The sequence below is a fragment of the Arthrobacter humicola genome, from assembly GCF_022803015.1.
Taxonomy (GTDB): Bacteria; Actinomycetota; Actinomycetes; order Actinomycetales; family Micrococcaceae; genus Arthrobacter; species Arthrobacter humicola_A.
The window spans coordinates 243,713-264,610 of the sequence record NZ_JAFKON010000007.1 but is presented as its reverse complement, the minus strand read 5'-3'; the positions used below and the strand labels follow the sequence as shown (position 1 = coordinate 264,610).

At 66.7% G+C, this 20,898-nt stretch carries 14 protein-coding genes; 5 read left to right on the top strand and 9 right to left on the bottom strand.

Annotated elements, in window-relative coordinates; translation table 11 throughout:
- Position 1: 1 nt before the first annotated feature.
- Positions 2-3,181 carry an efflux RND transporter permease subunit gene (locus ARTB_RS15270; RefSeq protein ID WP_243181305.1) on the top strand — a complete coding sequence of 1,060 codons (3,180 nt, stop codon included), beginning with the start codon at positions 2-4 and terminating at the stop codon, positions 3,179-3,181.
- Here ARTB_RS15270 and ARTB_RS15265 read toward each other — a convergent pair.
- The 5 genes from ARTB_RS15265 to ARTB_RS15245 all read right to left on the bottom strand — a co-directional run bounded on the left by ARTB_RS15265 (position 3,178) and on the right by ARTB_RS15245 (position 13,277).
- Positions 3,178-7,470 (bottom strand): Pls/PosA family non-ribosomal peptide synthetase, encoded by a 4,293-nt coding sequence (locus ARTB_RS15265; protein WP_243181304.1) that lies wholly within the window; start codon positions 7,468-7,470, stop codon positions 3,178-3,180. The genes ARTB_RS15270 and ARTB_RS15265 overlap by 4 nt on opposite strands.
- A gap of 15 nt (positions 7,471-7,485) precedes the next feature.
- Positions 7,486-8,937: an aspartate kinase gene (locus ARTB_RS15260; RefSeq protein WP_243181303.1), complete on the bottom strand. Its 1,452-nt coding sequence runs from the start codon at positions 8,935-8,937 to the stop codon at positions 7,486-7,488.
- Between the two features lie 75 nt (positions 8,938-9,012).
- Positions 9,013-10,284, bottom strand: coding sequence for a diaminobutyrate--2-oxoglutarate transaminase (gene ectB / locus ARTB_RS15255; RefSeq protein ID WP_243181302.1), 1,272 nt, complete (start codon positions 10,282-10,284; stop codon positions 9,013-9,015).
- 490 nt (positions 10,285-10,774) lie between these two features.
- Entirely contained in the window at positions 10,775-11,674 is a 900-nt protein-coding gene (locus ARTB_RS15250) for a M20/M25/M40 family metallo-hydrolase (protein ID WP_243181301.1), read from the bottom strand.
- 175 nt (positions 11,675-11,849) lie between these two features.
- On the bottom strand, positions 11,850-13,277 hold the full coding sequence (locus ARTB_RS15245) for an MFS transporter (protein ID WP_308197246.1): 1,428 nt from the start codon (positions 13,275-13,277) through the stop codon (positions 11,850-11,852).
- Positions 13,278-13,554: 277 nt separating this feature from the next.
- On the opposite strand from ARTB_RS15245, the gene ARTB_RS15240 reads away from it, so the two are divergent.
- Together ARTB_RS15240 and ARTB_RS15235 are read left to right on the top strand one after the other, a co-directional pair.
- On the top strand, positions 13,555-14,676 hold the full coding sequence (locus ARTB_RS15240; RefSeq protein WP_243181299.1) for an LLM class flavin-dependent oxidoreductase: 1,122 nt from the start codon (positions 13,555-13,557) through the stop codon (positions 14,674-14,676).
- Entirely contained in the window at positions 14,676-15,137 is a 462-nt protein-coding gene (locus ARTB_RS15235) for a MarR family winged helix-turn-helix transcriptional regulator (RefSeq protein ID WP_243181330.1), read from the top strand. Before ARTB_RS15240 ends, ARTB_RS15235 begins: the two co-directional genes overlap by 1 nt.
- A 33-nt stretch (positions 15,138-15,170) precedes the next feature.
- Here ARTB_RS15235 and ARTB_RS15230 read toward each other — a convergent pair whose 3' ends face one another.
- The 3 genes from ARTB_RS15230 to ARTB_RS15220 form a co-directional block, all read right to left on the bottom strand.
- The gene (locus tag ARTB_RS15230) at positions 15,171-15,974 is read right to left on the bottom strand and encodes a transglutaminase-like domain-containing protein (protein WP_243181298.1); all 804 of its coding nucleotides are present in this window, start codon (positions 15,972-15,974) and stop codon (positions 15,171-15,173) included.
- Positions 15,975-16,059: 85 nt separating this feature from the next.
- The gene (locus ARTB_RS15225) at positions 16,060-16,890 is read right to left on the bottom strand and encodes a hypothetical protein (RefSeq protein WP_243181297.1); all 831 of its coding nucleotides are present in this window, start codon (positions 16,888-16,890) and stop codon (positions 16,060-16,062) included.
- A gap of 30 nt (positions 16,891-16,920) precedes the next feature.
- Positions 16,921-18,363: a M20/M25/M40 family metallo-hydrolase gene (locus tag ARTB_RS15220; RefSeq protein WP_243181296.1), complete on the bottom strand. Its 1,443-nt coding sequence runs from the start codon at positions 18,361-18,363 to the stop codon at positions 16,921-16,923.
- Positions 18,364-18,488: 125 nt separating this feature from the next.
- Between ARTB_RS15220 and ARTB_RS15215 the strand changes: the two genes are divergently transcribed.
- Positions 18,489-19,163, top strand: a complete 675-nt coding sequence (locus ARTB_RS15215) for a DUF1684 domain-containing protein (protein WP_028277528.1) — start codon at positions 18,489-18,491, stop codon at positions 19,161-19,163.
- A 4-nt stretch (positions 19,164-19,167) separates the two neighbouring features.
- On the top strand, positions 19,168-19,653 hold the full coding sequence (locus ARTB_RS15210; RefSeq protein WP_243181295.1) for a GtrA family protein: 486 nt from the start codon (positions 19,168-19,170) through the stop codon (positions 19,651-19,653).
- 83 nt (positions 19,654-19,736) lie between these two features.
- On the opposite strand, the gene ARTB_RS15205 is transcribed toward ARTB_RS15210, so the two are convergent.
- The gene (locus tag ARTB_RS15205; protein ID WP_243181294.1) at positions 19,737-20,891 is read right to left on the bottom strand and encodes a cysteine desulfurase family protein; all 1,155 of its coding nucleotides are present in this window, start codon (positions 20,889-20,891) and stop codon (positions 19,737-19,739) included.
- Between the last annotated feature and the right edge of the window lie 7 nt (positions 20,892-20,898).

Below are 20,898 nucleotides of genomic sequence, written 5' to 3'. Positions count from 1 at the left end.
GATGTTCCGGCTCGCAAAGCTGTCTCTCGCCAACCGGGCCCTGATCGCGCTGATCACGGTGTTCGCTTGCGTTTTCGGCGTGATCACGATGTCCTCGCTGAAGCAGGAGCTCATCCCCTCCATCGAGTTCCCGCAGATCACCGTGATCTCCTCGATGCCCGGTGCGTCGCCGGAAGTCGTGGACAAGCAGATCAGTGCCCCGTTGGAAAAGGCGCTGAACAACGTCGAGGGGCTGGAATCGACGTCATCAACGTCCCGGAACGGCGTCTCGCAGATTTCCCTGGCGTTCACCTACGGCTCCAACCTGGACCGTGCCCGGAACCAGATCGACCGCGCCATCTCCAACGCCAAGCAGGCCCTGCCGAAGGACGTGCAGCCGCAGGCGATCGCCGGGAGCATCAGCGACTTCCCGATCGTCTTCCTGGCCGTGTCCTCGGACAAACCGCTCAGTGAACTCAACGCCGATCTCGCCCGGCTCAGCGTCCCCAGGCTGCAGAAGCTCGACGGCGTGCGCGGCGCCGACGTGACCGGCGGCGCCACACAGCACATCCAGATCCTGCCGCGGCCCCGGGACCTGGCGGCATCGGGCGCGAGCCTCCAGGCCATCAGCGACGCGCTGAAGAACAACGGTGCATTGGTCCCGGCGGGCACCATCGAGGAACAGGGCAAAACCCTCTCGCTGCAGATCGGCAGCCCGGTGGACTCCCTCGACGCCATCAAGGCCCTCCCCCTGGGGGCGGCCCGCGATGCGGCGACGATCGGCAGCGTGGCGGACGTCAGCCTGGTCGAGGACGCGCGCACGTCAATCACGCGGACCAACGGCAAGGAAACCCTCGCCCTGTCCGTGACCAAGAAGCCCGAGGGCGACACCGTCGCGATCTCCCACGCGGTCAAGGACGCCATCCCGCAGCTTGAGGCCGAGCTTGGCTCCAACGCCAAATTCACCCCGGTCTTCGACCAGGCGCCGTTCATCGAGAAGTCCATCAAGGACCTCACCACCGAGGGCCTGCTGGGTCTGGGCTTCGCCGTCCTGGTGATCCTGGTGTTCCTGATGTCCGTACGCGCCACCCTGGTGACGGCAGTGTCCATCCCGCTGTCCCTGCTGATCACGTTCATCGGCCTCTCGGGCACCGGCTACTCGCTCAACATCCTCACCCTTGGCGCGCTCACCATCGCGATCGGCCGCGTCGTGGACGACTCGATCGTGGTCATCGAAAACATTAAACGGCACCTGAGCTACGGCGAGGACAAGATCACCGCGATCGGGACGGCCATCCGCGAAGTTGCCGGCGCCATCACGGCGTCCACCCTGACCACCGTGGCCGTGTTCCTGCCCATCGCCTTCGTCGGCGACCTGGCCGGTGCGCTGTTCCGGCCGTTCGCCCTGACAGTGACCATCGCCCTGCTCTCCTCGCTGCTGGTCTCGCTGACCATCGTGCCGGTGCTGGCCTACTGGTTCCTGCGCGCGCCCGCCGTCACCGGCTCTCCGGCGTCTGCCGCTGGCATTGCCACCAAGGCGCACGAGGCCGAGCAGAGCACGCTCCTGCAGCGCGGCTACCTGCCTGTCCTGTCCGGTACGCAGATGCACCCGGTCCTCACCCTGGTCGCCGCGGCCCTGGTGCTTGCCGGCACCGTGGCGATGTCCCCGCTGCTCGCCACCGACCTCCTGGGGCGCTCCGGCGAGAACAGCATGACCGTCAAGCAGGCCTTGCCGGCAGGGACCAGCCTTGACGAGGCCAGCGCTTCGGCGATCCGCGTCGAGGACACCCTGCGGGGCATCGACGGAATCAAGGACGTCCAGGCCACCACCGGCAACGCCCAAACCGGCTTCTCGGCCCTGCTCTCCTCCGGCGCGTCCAATTCGACGTTCACCGTGGTGACGGACGAGAAGGCCAACCAGGGCAAGCTCCAGGAGACCGTCCGCAGCGAACTCTCCAAGCTCGGCGACGCCGGAAAGATCACGGTCGGTTCCCAGCAGGGCGGCTTCGGCACTTCGTCAACCGTGGACATCACCCTCAAGGCCGCCACCACCGCCGACCTCCAGACGACCAGTGACGCGATGGTCAAGGCCATGGACGGTGTCCCGGGCAGCAGCGAAGTGGCCACCAACCTGGCCGCCAGCCAGCCGGTGGTCCAGGTCAAGGTGGACCGCGCCAAGGCCGTCGCGGCCGGCCTGAACGAGGAGCGCGTGGCCGGGGTCCTGGCCGCCACGATCAGCCCGATTCCGGCCGGGACGATCCGCATCGACACCAACGACTTCCCGGTCCGGATTGGCGAGGGCACCCGCTTCACGAGCATCGAGGCCGTCCGGGACATGCCGCTCCCGACGGCGGCCGGCGCCGTTGCGCTGGGCAGCATCGCCTCGGTAGAGCAGGTGGACGTCCCCGTCTCCATCACCGCCAGCAACGGCCAGCGCACCGCGCGGGTCTCGGTGACGCCGTCGGGCTCCAACCTCGGCGCGGTCAGCACCGAGGTGCAGAACCGGCTCAAGTCAGTCCAGCTGCCGCCCGGGGTGACCGCCACGATCGGCGGTGCCACGACGCAGCAGGCCGATTCGTTCCGCCAGCTCGGGCTCGCGCTGCTGGCCGCCATCGCGATCGTCTACGTGATCATGGTGGCTGCGTTCAAGTCGCTCGTGCAGCCGCTGATCCTGCTGGTCTCCGTCCCGTTCGCCGCGACAGGCGCAATCGCCCTGCTCGTGGTGACCGGCGTGCCGTTGGGCCTGCCGTCGCTGATCGGCATGTTGATGCTCGTGGGCATCGTGGTGACCAATGCGATTGTGCTGATCGACCTCATCAACCAGTACCGCCAGCCGCGCAACGGCGAACCCGGGATGAACGTGGCGGACGCGATCACGCACGGCGCCCGCCAGCGCCTCCGCCCCATCCTCATGACGGCGCTCGCCACGGTATGCGCCCTGACACCGATGGCGCTGGGACTGACTGGCGGCGGCGGATTCATCTCCCAGCCCCTGGCGATCGTGGTGATCGGCGGCCTGATCTCCTCCACCGCCCTCACACTCATCCTGGTCCCGGTGCTGTACCGGCTCGTGGAAGGCCGGCGCGAGCGCAGGGCACTGCAGAAGTCGCTGCGCCGTGGACGCCATTCCGGGCCGGCCGTGACCGAGGACTTCCCCGACGACTTCCCCGAAGACGCTCCCCTGCCAACCAGTTCGCACTAGGAACCAGAACCCGGCGTCCCTGCCTTGTCCCGCGATGCCGGGAGCGTCCCGTGGGTGCCACGGGCGCCATGTGCTGCATGGGTTCCGTGGGATCCCCTAGAGGGCTTCGGGCGGCCACCAGCCGCCGCGACGCCGTCCCTGTGACGGGGCCCGCTGGACACCAAGGCCGCGAGGGTTGACGGTGCTGCGGGGACCGTCACCTCGCGCGCCGGGTTGCCGGTATAGGTTGCATCTTCCGGGACGTCTTCGCCCTTCATCAAGAGGGCGTCGGCACCGAGTGACGAACCATCCTGCATCGTCACCCCGTAGTTGACCCACGAATCCACGCCAAGGGAGCAGCGGTTGCCGAGAACGATGTAGTCGGACTTGAAGGCCCCGTCTTCCATGGAGTGGCCCTGAATGGTGGCTCCTTCATTGAACGCACAATCATCACCGATAGCCACAAGAGTTTTCTCCGGTATGTTGGCGCCGGCATCGTAGAGCCGCTTGCCGACCTTGACGCCCAGCATTCGCCAGATCACGGGCTTGAACGGGGTTCCGTTGAAGCCCGGCATGGCCAGCAGCTTCCATAGACGTTCGTGCCGCCAGAAGTAGGGGTCGTAGATGGAGCAGTATTGCGGCTTCAGGTGGCGGAAGCCCATGACCGAGCGCTCAACAAGCACGGCAATCAGTACGCGGAACAGCAGCAAGGTGAGCATCATGGCTGCGATCGCCAGCACACCGAGGAAGCTGAATGCCGACACGGCAACGGCGGCGCTAAACGTGGCAACAAACAACAGGAACCAGCGCACGGCCAGGAACAGCACCATGCTCAGGATGTTGTGCCGGTTCTTTGCCGGGAGAGCGCTGTTCCGCGCCTCTGCAATCGTCTGTTCATCAAATTGGGCGTCACGCTGAACAGACCGGGGAATCTCGAACGGCGGTGACCCCAGCAGGCCCACATCCGCACGGATCGGACCGTCGATCGGAATCATCACCTTCGTGGCCAAGAGACAGTTCTCCCCGACCCTGGATCCGATCGGAACACTGATGGCATTACCGAGAAAGTTGTGGCCAGCCAGGTGGACCCGCGAGAGACGGAACGACGTGCTTGAGAAGTCGGCGTTCATCATGTTGAGGCCGTCCGCGACCATGGTTCCTGTTCCCACTGAGCTCAGGAACGGCGACTCGTGGGCCAGTGTGGGGCCGAAGTTTGACCCGGTTTGCTCCACCCTGCCGAGGTTATAACCCAAGGCCTTCAGATAGTGCACTATGTACGAACTATCGCCGAAGACATCTTTGTACAGTTTGACGTTGGACACGCGGGCGATCATGCGCTGGATGGTGAAGTGCACGCCGTACAGCGGATAGACCTTTTCCGGCTTGATGAAGCGGTTGAGCAAACGCGGGATGCTGAAGATGATGATCAGGCCGGTGATCAGCCCGACAACGAACAGAACCACTGTTACGGCGAGTACGTCTATGAAAAAGTTTGGGGAGCCCGGCTGCAGGTGTCCCGTGCTCAGGTAGGGGGGCAGGAGCACGGCCAGCCCGAGAAGGCCCGCCGGAACCACCAGGACCAAACGGTTGAACAACTGGAGAAGGCTGAAAATGACCCTGCGTCGCGTGCCGCAATTAGTGGGCGGGACACGCAGGTAATTGGTGTTGGTGCGCGCAGCAGGCGAACCGTGCCAGATTTGTCCACCAGGTACAACCTGCCCGGTCTGCAACGATGAAGCATGTCCCAGCTGAGTGTCGTCTCCCATCGACGTAGCGATGTCCAACGTGGTTTTCTCCGACACAAGGACATTTCTGCCCAGCATCACGGGACCGGTTTCAATCATGCCCGAGCGTGCCCGATAGCATTGGAACGAGGAGTTCTTGTGGATGACTGTGTTGTCACCGACGCTGAGCAGGTCCGGGCACGCGGGCACCTTCCGGGAGAAGATCACCACCCCCTTGCCGATCTTTGCACCCAGGAGCCGCAGGTACACCACATACAGCGGAGAGCCGGCGAACAAGACCAGTGGATTTGCCCTGGTAAGTGTCTTGACTGCCCAAAAACGGAGATAAGCCAGACTCCATATTCGGATGTTGCCCGGCTTCCACCGCCCAACCAGAATCCACTTGGCGAGGATCGGGGTCACGGAAAGGATCAGGAACATGGCGGCGCCGAAACCAATGGACCGCAGCCACATGTCAAATGGATTGCTGCCCCCGGATGTCCACTGGAAGCCGATAATCAGCAGGGAAGCAGCGTACGAAGTGTAAGCCAGGAAAATCAGCAACTGAATTGCCCCGCACATGACGAACTGGAAGGTGCTGGGTGGTGGCATCGGAACCGGGGGTACAGCGTCGGTCTCTGCTACGGCCGCAACGAGGACGGATTCACTGTGCCGGGCTTCGAGGCAGGCGGCGAGCTGCCGGACCGTCGGGTTCTCATAGATATCCTGCATCGCGGCTGCGGGCAGGGCGGTTTCTTTCCTGATGCGGGCGCAATAGCGGGCCATCAACAGCGAGTCGGCGCCAAGGTCGTTGAAGAAGTGGGCATCGGTGGAAACCTTCTCAAGGCTCAGGACGGTGCCAAGCTGCGCGGCCAGGGCCTCTTCGGCGGCGGTTGTGGGGGCAGTGAAGGACCCCGCAGCCGCCCGGCTGATCCTGTGCTCGGGACGGGGTAGCCGCTTCCTGTCCACTTTGTCACTGGCCATCATGGGAATGGAGTCCAGCTGTTCAAAATAGGCAGGAACCATGTATCCGGGGAGCCTGGTGCGCAGCATCCGGTGGAGGTCATGAGCATCCACGCCCTCCACGTCCTGGCGCAGGGTGTAGTAGGCGGCCAGCTCCACGGTTCCTTGTTCCGGCTCATACGTCTGTACGACTGCCTGTGCAATGCCGGGGAGCTGCAGGAGGACGGATTCTATTTCGCTCAGTTCGATGCGGTAGCCACGTATTTTGACTTGGGTATCGATCCGGCCGAAATATTCGAGCTGCCCGTCGTCGTTCACCCGTCCGAGGTCCCCGGTGCGATAAATCCGGCCGGAGGGGTTGTTCTCAATTCCGAGGAAATCCGGGACAAAGGCCCGCTCTGTCAGGTCCTGACGGTTCACGTACCCGCGCGCCAGCCCCACCCCTGCGAGGCCGATTTCTCCCATTTCACCGCGCGGCAGGGCCCGAAGCCCGGCGGGATCCACAATGACCGCGGTGTAGGTGGGCAAGGGCACTCCGAGGGACACGGGCAGGTCCGGGTCCAGGACCGACCAGGTGGCAGTCACGGTCGCTTCGGTGGGGCCGTAGACGTTCAGGAAGCGCCGGCCGGGGCGGTGCCAGCGCATCACGAGATCCTTCGGGCACGCCTCTCCGGAGACCAGCAGGAACCGCAAATCGGGCAGGTCCTCGTCAAGCGTGGCCAGCAGCGTTGGAACGCAGCAAAGGGCGGTGATCCGTTTTTCCTGCAGGTACTCAGCGAGTTCGGCACCCAGCATGCTGGACCGGCCCGGTTTGGGCACCAGCGTGGCTCCGACCATCCAGGCAACCCAGATTTCCTCCACCGAGAAATCGAAGGCGATCGTCATGCCTTGGTACACGCGGTCAGTGGACTCAATCCCGTAGATGTCAGAGGCCACCCGGACAAAATTGCAGATGCTGGCCTGCTCCACTGCCACGCCCTTGGGCCGGCCGGTCGAGCCGGAGGTGTAGATAATGTATGCCAGCTCATCCTTGGTTCCGCCATGGTCCGCGGTTCCCAAACGGGAGGATTCCTCGGCGTCGATCTGGGCCTGCACATCATCGACGCACACCGTGACGGCGGCTACCTCAGGCAGCAGATCCCTCAGATGGGACAGAGACAGGACCATGGCCACGTTGGCGTCCTCGACAATGTACTGAAGACGGTCAGGGGGAAACCCAGGGTCCAGGGGAACATAGGCCGCGTGGATCTTCAGAACGGCCAGCATTGCCACGTAGGCCCGCCATGGCTGGTCAAACAGCAGGGCGATGCGGTCACCCGGCCGGGCACCGCACACCAGGAGATGCCGCGCCAGCTGGTTCGCCCGTTCATCCAGCTCCGTGTACGTCAGGCCAACGTCCCCCGCATCGACTGCAACCTGGTCGCCGCGCCCCTGTTCCCGCAAGCGGTCGCAACTATCCTCAAACAGCCGGTCCAACCGCTCGCCCCGCTGCCAGCGAGCGGCCTGATCGGGCGCAGCCGACGTGAGGACAGTTCCGCCTTCCGAGCCGCCGATCATCGACATGATTCCCCGCAACTCGGGAGGTCTGGTGAGGCCGTTGCCGGTCCTCGCGGTCTTGCCCATCCTTTAGCTCCTTCGCTAGAAGTGACGTGCCACAGTTCTGTCGCCCGCCGGAACAGGGGTCATATCCTGGCCGGAAATCGGGACCCACGTCTGGAGCGGGGGGCCAACAGCGGGTGTGAGATGGCCTTCATGACCGGCCGCCGTTGCCTCGTCCGCCGGGGTCATGCCGAAGGCCCGCCGGACAGCGCGCTCGGCATCCGCGAGCCGGTCGGCGTGCGTGACAGCCCCCACGGACGTCTCGGAGATGTCGACGAGATCGAGCTCCACGTCGGCGTCGGACAGGGCCTTGAGGAAGGTGCAGAAGATTTCCGGGGACGACCGCATGCCCAGTCCAGTAATGGACACCCGGCCTACCCGGTCCTCGTGCTGCAAACCTTCAAATCCAATGCTTCCCTTTTCGGCATCCAGCACGGCAAGGGCGTTGCCCGCATGGGCAGCAGGCACGATCAGGGCAACGTCGGAACGCCTCGGGCCGGGGCCGGCCGTATTTTGGACAATTGCCTGGACATGCGCCCCGGAACGAGAGAGGACATGCAAGATGCGCGCCATGCTGTCCGGCTGGTCCGGAATTCCCACCACAGTGATTTTCGACGCCGAGTTGACCCCGGCTACTGCGGTCACCTCGGGTTGTTCCCTGGCGGGCTGGAGCAGTGGATGACGGTCAAGGCCGGGCAGGATCAACGTCCCGGGCTCCGGCACGAAGGAGGACCTCACATGGATCGGAATACCGAACCGGCGGGCGTATTCAACACACCGCAGGTGCAGTACCTTGCAGCCGGAGGCGGCGAACTCAAGCATTTCCTCGCTAGAGAGGATCTCGATCTTCCGCGCCGTCGGGACAACCCGGGGATCCGCGGTGTAGACGCCGTCGACGTCCGTGTATATCTCGCAAATATCGGCTTCGAGCGCAGCGGCCAGGGCGACCGCGGTGAGATCCGAGCCGCCCCGGCCGAGCGTGGTCACCCTGTTCCGTTTCTGCGTCCTGCCCTGGAATCCTGCGACGATGGGGACCTCGCCACGGGCCAGACTGCTGCGGACGCGGTCCGGCCTGACATCAGTGATGTGTGCCTTGCCGTGGATGTTGTCGGTGATGAGGCCGGCCGCACTGCCGGTAAATGTGCGGGGCAGCTGGCCGAGGTCCGCCAGGGCAATCGCCAAAAGGGCCGAGGACACAAGCTCGCCGATGCTCAGCAGGGCGTCAAGGTCCACAGGCAGCGGCCGGGCGGAAACTTCCGCGGCAAGATCGCAGAGTTCATCGGTGGTGTCCCCCATGGCGGACACCACCGCCACGACCCGATAGCCGTTGGTCCGTGTTTTGGCGATCCGCTCGGCTGCCCGGAGGATACCCGCGGCATCCGCCAGAGACGAACCGCCAAACTTTTGAACAATGACACTACCCGGGGGAATCGCCCGGTCGGTCTCCGCTAGATCACTGTCGTTGAAAGCTGTTGCCTTGCGGGTACCCATTTTGCTCCCCGAAATCTACTTCGATTCTTGCAAGGGGCACTGGCCCCTTTGAGCCGTTTTGCCCTGTTCGGATGCTCAAATGGTTGATCCCAAGGCCACCGGCTCCCCGGTCACAGTCACCGCGGCTGCAGCGAGAATATCGAGTCCCTTCTGAAGATCCTCGGGGCTGATAGTCAGCGCGGGCATCGTCTTGACCACTTCACCTTCGGGTCCGGACGTTTCCACGAGCAGACCACGGGCGAAGGATTCGGCCGCAATCTTCTCCGCAGTTTCGGGGTTGGGGTAGTAAACACCCGCGAGCAGTCCCCGGCCACGGACCGTGGCGCCTTCGACGCCCGCTGCGATCTGGGTAAGCCCCTCGTGGAGCTGGGAACTGAGCCCCGCGACGCTTGACTGGAAGCTGCCGTCCCGCCAGTAGTGCTCCAGGGCAGCGGCGCCGGTGACGAAAGCCGGGTTGTGCCCCCGGAAAGTTCCGTTGTGCTCGCCAGGCTTCCAAATATCCAGTCCGGGTTTGAACAGTGTCAGTGCCAAAGGCAGTCCAAAGCCCGAGATGGATTTCGACAGGCAGACGATATCCGGAGTGATCCCCGCTTCCTCGAAGCTGAAGAAGTTCCCGGTCCGTCCGCAGCCGGCCTGCACATCATCCACGATGAGCAGGATGTCGTGTTCCCGGCACAGCTCGGCAAGGCCTCGCAGCCAGGACGCCCGGGCAGCCCTGAGCCCACCCTCGCCCTGGACGGTTTCCACGATCACCGCTGCGGGCTTATCGATGCCCGATCCCCTGTCCTCCAGGGCTTGCCGGAGCCACAGAAAGTCCGGCATCTGACCATTGAAGAACCCGTCATAGGGCATGCTCGATGTGTTCGTCAGCGGGACGCCGGCTCCCTGCCGTTTCATTGAATTGCCCGTGACCGACAACGATCCCAGGGTCATCCCGTGAAACGCGTTGGTGAAGCTCAGGACATGCTGCCTGCCGGTAACCTTCCGGGCAAGCTTCAGGGCTGCCTCCACCGAGTTTGTTCCCGTCGGTCCGGGGAACATGACTTTGTAGTCCAAATTCCTGGGCTCGAGGATCAACTCCCGGAAGGTTTCCAGGAATTGCCGCTTGGCCGGTGTTTTCATGTCGAGTGAATGAACGATTGCGCCGGAGAGAAGATAGTCCACCAGCGGCTGCAGCAGCACCGGGTTGTTGTGCCCGTAGTTCAGTGCTCCGGCGCCGGAAAAGAAGTCCAAATATTCTCTGCCGTCTTCACTGTAGAGGCTGCTGCCGGAGGCACGTTCAAACACGGTGTCCCAGCTGCGGCAGTAGCTGCGGACCTCGGACTCCAAGCTTTCGAAGATATCCATCTGTCGATGTCCCCCGTACTTCCGACTGGCGAAGATGCCCGAGCGCAAACACAACCCGGGTTTTCCGGATGACGGGCGCGGGAAGGGGACAGTGCAGCGCCTGCGGCGCACTGACCGTTGCTTTCACGGGGCCCGTATGTACTCCCGTATAGAGGTGCTCTAGGCGGGAACTGGGCAGATCCTAGACGCCTGCCCAAATGCTTTTCCGTTTCTTATCGTAAACTCAGGAAACTCACAGCACCTGAGTAGCGGGTACCTGTCTTTTCCCCTCAAACGGCTGATTAACTACCCGATTCGGCAGCGTTTCTCACCTTCGGCAACCCCGGGCTACTCGGAAAAATGCGGGCCGCCGGGCATCCGGCGGACATGGGCGCCGGCGCCATGGACATCCGACTTCCTCGGCCAACGGGGACGGCGAACGCGGCGAGGGACGGGACACCGTTTTGAGAGTCGTTTGATTTGATAGTCGTTTGAAAGGCGAAGCTGGTGTTTAGCCGGTCTTGGCCATCGCGTAGGCCACGGTGCCGTAGGCCAGGGCGCCGGACATTTCGGTGAGCAGTTCCGGGTTGGTGTTGGCGATCGTGTCACAGGCCTCGTGGTAGCAGGGATCGAGGTCCTTGCCGGCCGCCCCGCCAAAGGACTGTGCCTGGGCCTGGGTCTTCTTCTCGACATCGCCGGTGAACAGCCCGCCGCCGGGAATGCCGGCCGAGAGGAAGGCGTCGTAGTCCGAGCCGCCGTCAAAGGGCGTGGTCTCGGCCGGCAGCGCGTTCTCCTGGAAGTAGCGGAAGAAGACGTCCTCGATCGCCTTGGACCCGGCCGGGCCGGCGTCGCCGAAATCCGATCCGTCCCCGTCATGAACGGACCGCACACCGTTCGGCGAGGCCGCCATGTCCACGTTCAGGTTCGCCGCGGTCTGGCCGATCTCGGCCGCACTGAGTTCATCGACGTAGTGCTGGGACCCGTACAGGCCGTCCTCCTCGCCGCCCCAGAACGCGAACCGGACCCGGTTGGCCGGGGTCACCCCGGCCTCCTTCATCCACCGCGCGGTCTCCAGGACCGCCGCAACCCCGCTGCCGTTGTCGTTGATGCCCGGGCCCTCCTGCACGGAATCCAGGTGCGCGCCCACCACCACGGTGTGCCCGGCATCGCCAACCGTGTCGGCGAGGATGTTGAAGGACTCTACCCGCGCCTTGCCCCGGCCATCACGCCGAAAAGAGAAGCTCTGCCGCACCGGTGAGTATCCGGCCGCCCGCAGCTGTTCCTCGACGTAGCGGGCCGACTCCTCATACCCCGAGGTCCCCGCGGCCCGGTTCCCGCCGTTGGCGTCGGCCACCCGCTGCAGCGCCTGCAAATGCCCCACCATGTCCCGGGACTTGAAATCCTCCAGCACGGCACGCGCATCCACCGGACTCGCCGGGGCCAGTACGGTAGGTGCCGAACATCCCGAAACCAAAAAGCCGATTGCCACCAGGACAGCCGCGGCCGCCGTCCGCCCCCGCTGGTACCTCCGCCTACCCGTCACGCTAAGAACATACTTCCTCAGTCGCCGGGGAGGAAGGCCACCCCTAGTGCGAGCCGGCCCTAAGCGGTGCGGCGGCCACGGCCGCCGGATCGGAGAAGGCCAGACGGGGCACCATCACCAGCGCGGCAGCCGCAGCAAGCCCGGTGACCCCGCAGATGGTCCATACCGTGAGGTAGCCGGCGAGCGGCGCCGCGGTCTGACCGGCGTCCCCCGCGCCGGCCCCGGCCTCGGCCAGGACGTGGCTGACCAGGGCGATGCCGAACACCGCGGACGCGAAGGCTCCGCCGATGGTCTTGGTGGTGTTGGTCAAACCCGTGGCCATCGCGGTCCGGTTGAGGGGGGCGGCCGCGGCGGCCGCCGAAGGCAGCGCCGCCACGAGGGCCCCGGAGCCGACACCGGCGATCGCCATGTTGGCCAGCGCCTGGATCAGACTGCCGTGGAACGGCAGGAACAGCAGGTAGCCCAGGCCCACGAGCGTGGCGGCGCCCACGAGGGTCCAGCGCGGAGTGAGCCGGCGGGTCACCACCGGGTACAGCAGCGCGCCCACCAGCAGCGCCAGCACATAGACGCCGATGATGATGGAGACGTGCCCGGCGCGCAGCCCGAGGCCGTAGCCGTGCAGCGCGGGATCTGTCCGGGCGAAGGTGGACAGCGGGGCCTGCGCGCCGAGCACCGAGACACCAAAGAGCCCGGCGGTCAGCTGGACGGGCCACATGGACTTACCCCGCAGCATTCGGATGTCGACGAGCGGATCGGCCGCGCGCAGCTCGAACCGCGCGAACGGAACGAACACCAGAATTCCGGCTCCCACCAGCGCCCACGGCCACCACGCGCCGGCCCCGTTGAGGCGCATGAAGGTCAGCCCGGACGTGATGAGCAGCAGCCCGAGGGCGAGGAGCGTGAAGCCACGGGTGTCCACGCGTCCGCCGCTGCGCTCCCGCGACTCCGGCACGCCAAACCTGACGGCGAACCAGCATGCGGAGACGGCCACCGCGGGGACCAGGAGCACCAGCTGCAGCTGGCCCGCGAACACTTCCACGAGCGCACCGGCGGCGAGCGCCCCGGCGATGACACCGGCTTCCAGCGCCCCGACGAGGACGCCGGCCGCGCGCCGCGTGCGGGCGGCGCCGTCGGGCAGCTGATGGACGCGGCTGAAGATCAGGGCAATTTCCAGGGGCAGCCAGACCACGTAGAAACCCTGGAACGACCACGCGGCCAGGAAGGTCCAGAAGTCCGGGGCGAGCGCGACGACCCAGGAGGCCATGGCGGTGACCAGCGTGGAAACCAGCAGGATCCTCTTGTGCCCGTACATGTCCCCCAGCTTGGCCAGCACCGGCACGGCGAGGGCGCTGACCATGAGCTGCGCGGCCTCGAACCAGTTGACGTCGGCGTCGTGGATTCCCAGGTGCCGGGCGATATCGGTGAGGATGGGCGTGTAATAGCCCTGCAGGATTCCACTGGTGAGCTCCACCAGACACAGAAAAGCTACAACACGGCGCATGGCGGCCTTCCGGGAGGGCGGGCACCTCGCGGCCAGCCGACTGATTGCATCCTAGGCCCGCGCCGTCGCCGAAGGCGGGAACGCGGCCGGCAACGCGGCCGGGAAGATGGGGCGGGAAACCCCGGCGGAACGGCGCGGGAATATTCGTCCGCGACGGGCGTTATACCGGTCGATAGATGCAAATGCATCTAAATCGGCTATAGTAGAACCAGATCCCGGATCCACCCCGGCCACGGAAAGGCACACCATGCAGATCGGCGTATTCAGCGTCAGCGACATCACTACCGACCCCACCACGGGCCGCACCCCGACTGAGCACGAGCGCATCAAGGCGTCCGTGGCGATCGCCAAGAAGGTCGAAGAGATCGGCATGGATGTCTACGCCCTCGGCGAGCACCATAACCGGCCGTTCTTCTCGTCCTCCCCCACCACCACGCTGGCGTACATCGCGGCCCAGACCGAGCGCATCATCCTGTCCACGGCCACGACCCTGATCACCACGAACGACCCCGTGAAGATCGCAGAGGACTTCGCGATGCTCCAGCACCTCGCGGACGGACGCGTGGACCTGGTCCTGGGCCGCGGCAACACCGCCCCCGTCTACCCCTGGTTCGGCAAGAACATCCAGGACGGGATCGAACTCGCGATCGAGAACTACTCCCTGCTGCGCCGCCTCTGGGACGAGGACACCGTCAACTGGTCCGGCAAGCACCGCACCCCGTTGCAGAACTTCACCTCCACCCCCCGCCCGCTCGACGGCGTCGCCCCCTTCGTGTGGCACGGCTCGATCCGCACGCCGCAGATCGCCGAAGTGGCGGCGTACTACGGTGACGGTTTCTTCGCCAACAACATCTTCTGGCCCAAGGAGCACTACCAGCAGCTGATCGGCCTCTACCGCGAACGCTATGAGCACTACGGCCACGGCAAGGCGGACCAGGCGATTGTGGGCCTCGGCGGCCAGTTCTTCATGCGGAAGAACTCCCAGGACGCCGTCAAGGAGTTCCGTCCCTACTTCGACAACGCCCCGGTCTACGGCCACGGCCCCTCGCTGGAGGACTTCACGTCCCAGACCCCGTTGACCGTCGGCAGCCCGCAGGAAGTGATCGAAAAGACCCTGTCGTTCAGGGAGTACTTCGGCGACTACCAGCGCCAGCTCTTCCTGATCGACCACGCCGGCCTGCCGCTGAAGACCGTCCTGGAACAGCTGGACCTGTTCGGGGAGGAAGTGCTGCCGGTGCTGCGCAAGGAATATGCCGCGCTCAAGCCGGCGCACGTTCCCGAACCGCCGACGCACGCCGGCCGTGTTGCCGCCGCGCTGGCAGCGGGCACCGTCGACGCCGCCGCGGAGACCACCATTCAGGGCTCATGATGCCCGCCAAGACTACCGAATCGCCGGTACGCCTGGCCGCGGAAACCTGGGAATCCCTGTTCCGGGCCCAGGTGGCGGTGATGCGCAAGCTGCAGGCGGCGCCGGCATTCAAAGCCCTGGCGCTCAATGAGTACGACGTCCTGTTTACGCTCTCCCGCTGCCCCTCCGGGTGGCTGCGCCTGAACGAGCTCAACGACAACGTGCTGCTGAGCCAGTCCAGCCTGAGCCGGCTGGTGGAGCGGCTCGAAAAGCGTGGGCTCGTTGAACGGACTCCAGCCCCGGAGGACGGCCGCGGGATCCTCATCCGGCTCACCGATGCCGGACGGGACCTGCAGAAGCAGATCGGCCGGGAACACGTGCGCGACATCGCCGCGCTCGTGGGCCCGGCCCTCTCCGCCGCCGAACAGCAGGAGCTGCTGCGGCTGACCGAGAAGCTCCGCGCCGCGGTCTCCGTGCGCTAAGGCCGTGCCCTTGACAGCCCGGCCGTGCGCTGCCTAGTGGATCGCGACGAGCTGCGCCGGGTCTTCCTGTGGCAGGTTATCGACGACGGCGGTGACGCTGAGTTCCTTCAGGGACAGGCTGCCGCCCACGGTGGACAGGAAGGCGGTGTCCGAGGAATCGCGTCCTGCCGTGATCCGCAGCATGCTCTCCCGTGGCGCCAGCCCCGTGGGGTCGATGACGTGCCAGGTGCCGTTGATGTGCGCCTCGGCCACGGCGTGGAAGTCCATCGGGGTCAGTCCCGGGGCGTAGACGGCGGCCAGCCGGGCCGGGACGTTCTTGGAACGCAGCAGGGCAATGGCGAGGTGGGCAAAGTCCCGGCAGACGCCGCGGCGGTGCAGCAGTGTTTCGACCGCGCCGTCGGTCCCCCGCGAGGATCCGCTGACGTAGCGCAGCTCGTTGAAAACCCAGTCCCGGACCGCGTGGAGCAGCTCCTCGCCCTGGAGCCCGCCGAATTCGGCGTAGGCGGTGGGCAACAGCCGGTCCGATTCCGCGTAGCGGCTGGGCCGGACATAGCGGATCAGTTCCATGAGCCCGGGTTCCTCGGGCAGCGCGAAGCCGGTGACGGTGGCCGAATACTCAACCAGGACGTCGGTGGGTTCGGCGAATTCCATGTAGTGGAAGCGGCCGCCGTGATGGTCCGAGAGCTCGGTCAGCGGCACGTCCCCGCCTCCCGCGGTCACCCTGAGCGATTCGTCAATCGAGTCGTAGCCGGCGTTCCGGGCCACGGCCACGGCGAGAGCCACCTTGGTTTCGGCAACGGTCTTGAAGGCCAGGCGGGCGGCTACGGCGCGTTCCATGTATCTCTGTCTCCGGGATGTGGGATTGAGGTGGGTGCAGGGGAAGCCGCCGTCAACGGCCCGGGGATGTGCGGGGCGGGCGGGACTAGTTTTTGATCTTCAGAGACATTAGCATCCGCTGGACGTTCGCGAATTCGGACCCCTCGTTGACGTACTTGGCCGCCTGGTCGAGAGTGTCGAACGCCTTGGCGGGGGCAACCTTTTGGTCCGGCGCCAACGCCTTGAGCACTGTCAGGTCCCCGAACGAATAGTCCCCCTTGCCGGCCGGGCCACGGACCACGTTCTGCAACGCGCAGCTCTTGCCGCCCGCGCCGCCCACCACGTTGGTGATGCCGTAGGAGCCGAAGTACTTGTAGCCCTGGACCACCCGGAACACCACGTGCGGGTCAATGGTGCCCCCGCCGCCGGCGTGCGGCAGGTCAACCGGCACGCTGCTGACCACGACGTAGTTGCGGGCGGCGTCGTCCGGGCAGGCCGCGGCAGGCTGCGGGGGCAGGCCGGTCTGCAAGGTGGCCAGGTAGGCGCCGCCGGCGTCCTTGACGGTGATCTTCAGCGCCCCGGGCAGAGCACCGGCGTCGGGAGCTACGGACTGGACAATCCAGTCCTGCGGCACCTCAAAACTGACGGACTTTGCCGGGTCGGTAAAGACCTTCCAAGCCGCTGCGCTCGAGCCCGGGGTGGGGGAAGCGCTGGCCGAGGCGGCGGCATCAGTGGTGGCAGACGGCGTCGCACTCTCACTCGCACCGGGACCCGCACTGTCGGCCGGGCTGCTGCCCGCGGTCCAGACCGGCGTCCCCTTGCCGTCGCTGCTGCAGCCCGAAAGGGCTGCCACCGCGACTGCGAGCGCCGCGCCGGTGCGCAGCACAGCGCCCCGGATTCCTGCGGTGCCTGTTGAAGAAGGGGCCGTCCCAGTCATGGTGCCAGCGTAGCCGGGGCGCCGCATGACTCAGAGCTCCCGCATCAGTGTTTCGTAGAACCGGACCCCCTGCTCCAGCGTCTCCAGCCCGATCTTTTCGTCAACGGTGTGGATCGAGCCGCGGGCCCGGACGTCCATGAAGAAGGGCGCGAAGCGGTACACGGCACCGCAGATCCCGGTGAAACGGCGCGAGTCGGTGCCGCCCATCATGATGTAGGGGGTGATGATCGCCTCGGGGAAGACCTGCCCGATGCAGTCCGCCAGCAGGTCCCACTGGGCCCCCGAGGACGGCGACACCGGAGACGGGTCGTTGCCCTCCACGACGCGCAGTCCGACTTTCGGGTCGCGGATGATTTTCCGCAGCAGTGCCATGGTGCCCTCGACCGTCTCCCCCACCGCCACCCTGATGTTGGCGTTGGCCTTCGCCGTGGCGGCGAGGACGTTGGCCCCGGCGCTGCCTTCGAGCGTGGTGATGGCGACGGTGGTCCGGGTCATGGCGTTGGTCTCGCTGCCGAGCCGGCCGAAGAGCCAGGTGATGGGCGCCCGGAGCAGTGCCACGTTCGCGAACACGGCCCGCAGCGGTGGCGGGGTGTGCGGGCCGAAGCGGCGCAGCATCTCGGCGGTCACCTCCGGCAGCGACTGCGGGAACGGGCTGCGCTCGATCCGGGTGATGGCGCGGGCCAGCCGCGCTGTCGCCCCCATCCGCGGCGGCGTGGAGGCGTGTCCGCCCGGGTCCCGGGTCAGCAGCTCCACGTCCAGGATTCCCTTTTCGGCCACGCCGACGACGGCGGCCGGCCGGCTCACCCCCGGGAAGGCGCCGCCCGCGACGGCACCGCCCTCGTCCAGGACGAGCCAGGGCACCACGCCGCGGCCGGCCAGCAGGTCGGCGGCGGCCGCCGCGCTGTTGCCGGCTGTCTCCTCGTTGTTGCCGAACGAGAAGTAGAGGTCGTGCGCGGGCGAATACCCCGCCAGCAGCAGGCTCTCGGCCGCTTCCAGGATGGCCACGAGCTGGCCTTTGTCATCGAGCGTCCCGCGGCCCCAGAGGAACGTGCCGTCGTTGTGGCCGGAGAACGGCGGGTGTGTCCACTCCCCCGGGTCGTCTGCCGGGACGACGTCGTAGTGCGCCATCAGCACCGATGCCCGGTGCGCGGCCGCCGGGTCCTCCGCTGGTGCGGCGCCGGGCCAGCGGTACAGGAGGGCGTGGCCGTTGACCCGCTCCAGTTCCAGGGCAGCATGGACCGCCGGATACAACCGGGGCAGCGCCGCGATGAAGGCCTCGAACTCGGCTGTTTCCACCCCGGCCCCGGCCGCGGAGGACCCCTCGGCCCGGCTGGACACGGTCCGGTACGTCACGAGCTCCGCCAGCGACGCCGCCGCGCGCCCGGCGCCCGGCGGGTGCCCGGGGCCGCCCGGTGTTCCGCCGGGGCTCTTGAGGGTATTGCCGGCGGCCGCGTTCTGCAGGGGGTTGCGCATGCGCGAAAGTCTACGGCCGGAGGGTCCGCCGGAACGGGCTATTCCGCGCGCGGGTCCGGCCCCGGAATCCCGGGCACAATTCGGCGCACAAATTTCGGCCTCGGGAAAGCGGATACGCTGGGGGCATGGCCGAACAGAGCATTGACGGAACGCACTTTGGGGATCTGGGCGACGTGGCAGGCATGTCGGCCCTCGATATCGCGGACTGGCGGCTGCGGACCTTTGCCCTCTACGCCACCACGCGGAAGATTGCCGCGGACAGCCCGGCCGAGGCGCATTCCTACTGGCGCCAGGAGCGGGACCGCATGTTCGGCACCCACCCGGCGTCCGCGCTGACGGCCGAGGCCAAGGCCACCTTCGGCGGCCTGAAGACGGCGGACTACGATCCGATCTACCGTTTCCACGTCCCGCTGACCCCCGAGGGCGCCGGGCGGGAGATGAACGTAGAGACCGGGACCGACGGCCTGGTCCGGTTTGTGCGGCTGGGCACCTTCGACCTGCCCGAGATGGGACAGCTCGCGGTCTGGAAGCTCAGGGGTTACGGCGGCGGTATCTTCGTGCCGTTCCGTGACGCCACCGCCGGCCAGCCCGGCGGCAGCTACGGCGCCGGACGCTACCTCCTGGACACCATTAAGGGAGCTTTCCACGGCGTGCGGGGCTCCGGGCCCCAGGCCGAATTCATCCTGGACTTCAATTTCGCCTACAACCCCTCGTGCGCCTACAACGAGGCCTGGGCATGTCCGCTGGCCGGCCCGGCAAACCGGCTGGCCGTGGACATCCCCGTGGGCGAGCTGTACTGAGCGGATGGAGTCCCAGCTCGAACAGCTTGACCCTGCCCCCGCCGTCGTCCTCGGGCCGAAGACCCGCCGGTACCGTGGAGTCCTGCGTTACCCCGTGGTCCGGCAGCTCATCCGGTTCACCGGCGTCGGCATTGTCTGCACCCTGACCTCCCTGGCCCTGTACGCCCTCTCCCGGCCCTGGCTTGGGGCACAGCCGGCCAACGCGGCGGCCCTGATCCTGACGTCGTTCATGAATACCGCCCTCAACCGGCGCCTGACGTTCAAGATCACCGAAAGCCGCCGGATGAAGCGCGACCACCTCAACGGCCTGATCGTAATCCTCGTCGCGCTGCTGATCACCGGCGGCAGCCTCGCCGTCCTGCACTGGGTCAACCCGGACGCCACCGTGGCGGAGGAGCTGTGGACCACCACCCTCTCCGGTTTCGCCGCCACCGCCGTGCGGTTCACGATGCTGCGGCACTGGATCTTCCGCCGCGCCCGCCACCGCTGACGTCGCCCACGGCCCCCACCCCGGGTTGAGCTAGCAGTTCAAGCCGCTATGGAGGCGGCCCGATAGGGACATGTAGTGACGGCTCAACCGGTGGAGGGGGTGCCGAGGGAGCGGACGCCGGCGACGGCGGTGCGGACCGCGGCCGCCGCCTCCTGCAACTGCGCTGCCGTCACGGTCGAGTCGAAGCTGAACCGCACCGCCGTCTGGGCGATCTCGGGCTCGATGCCCAGGGCCAGCAGCACGGGTGAGGGCGCATCCGAGCCGGCGGCACACGCGGAACCGCTGGAGCAGATGATGCCCTGGCGTTCGAGCTCCAGCAGCACGGACTCGCCGCTGGTGCCCGGGAAGCAGAAGGATGCCACCGAGGGCAGCCGCTCGGTGGGGTGGCCGGTGAGCAGTGCGCCGGGAACACCGGCCAGCACGGCGTCAAAGAACCCGTCGCGGAGGGCAGCGACGTGCCCGGCCGGTTCCCGCGGCAGCGCCAGGGCCGTCGCCAGCGCCACGGCGCCGGCGACGTTTTCCGTGCCCGACCGGCGGCCGCGCTCCTGCCCGCCACCGTGGACCAGCGGTTCAAGCCGGACCCGGCCGCGCACAAACAGCGCGCCGCTGCCTTTGGGCGCGCCCAGCTTGTGGCCGGAAATGCTCAGCGCGTCCACGCCCAGTGCGCCGGTGTCCAGCGGCAGCCAGCCGGCGGCCTGGACGGCGTCGGTGTGGAACGGGACTCCGTGGGCACGGGCCAGCGCCGCGAGCCGGGCGATGGGCTGGACCGTACCGACCTCGTTGTTGGCGTACATGATGCTGACCAGGGCCGTGCCGGGCTGCAGCACGGCGGCGAGGGCCTCTTCGCTTACCTGCCCGAAGCGGTCCACGGGGATCACGTCGACGGCGAAGCCGTGGACCCGTTCGAGGTACCGGGCGGATTCTTCCACCGCGGGATGCTCGACGGCGCTGATTGCCACCCGGTCCAGGCGCGGATCGGCGGCGCGCCGGGCCAGGGCGATGCCCTTGACGGCGAGGTTGTCCGCTTCCGTGCCGCCGGAGGTGAAGACGACTTCCCCGGGGCGGCAGCCGAGGGCCTTGGCGGTTGCGGCGCGGGCCCCCGCGAGCGCCGCGGCAGCCGCCTCTCCCAGGGAGTGATGGCTTGCCGGGTTGCCAAATTCGCCCGTGAGGTAGGGCCACATGGCCTCCAGCACCTCGCGGCGGACCGGGGTGGTGGCCGCGGCGTCGAGGAAGATCATGGTGCGC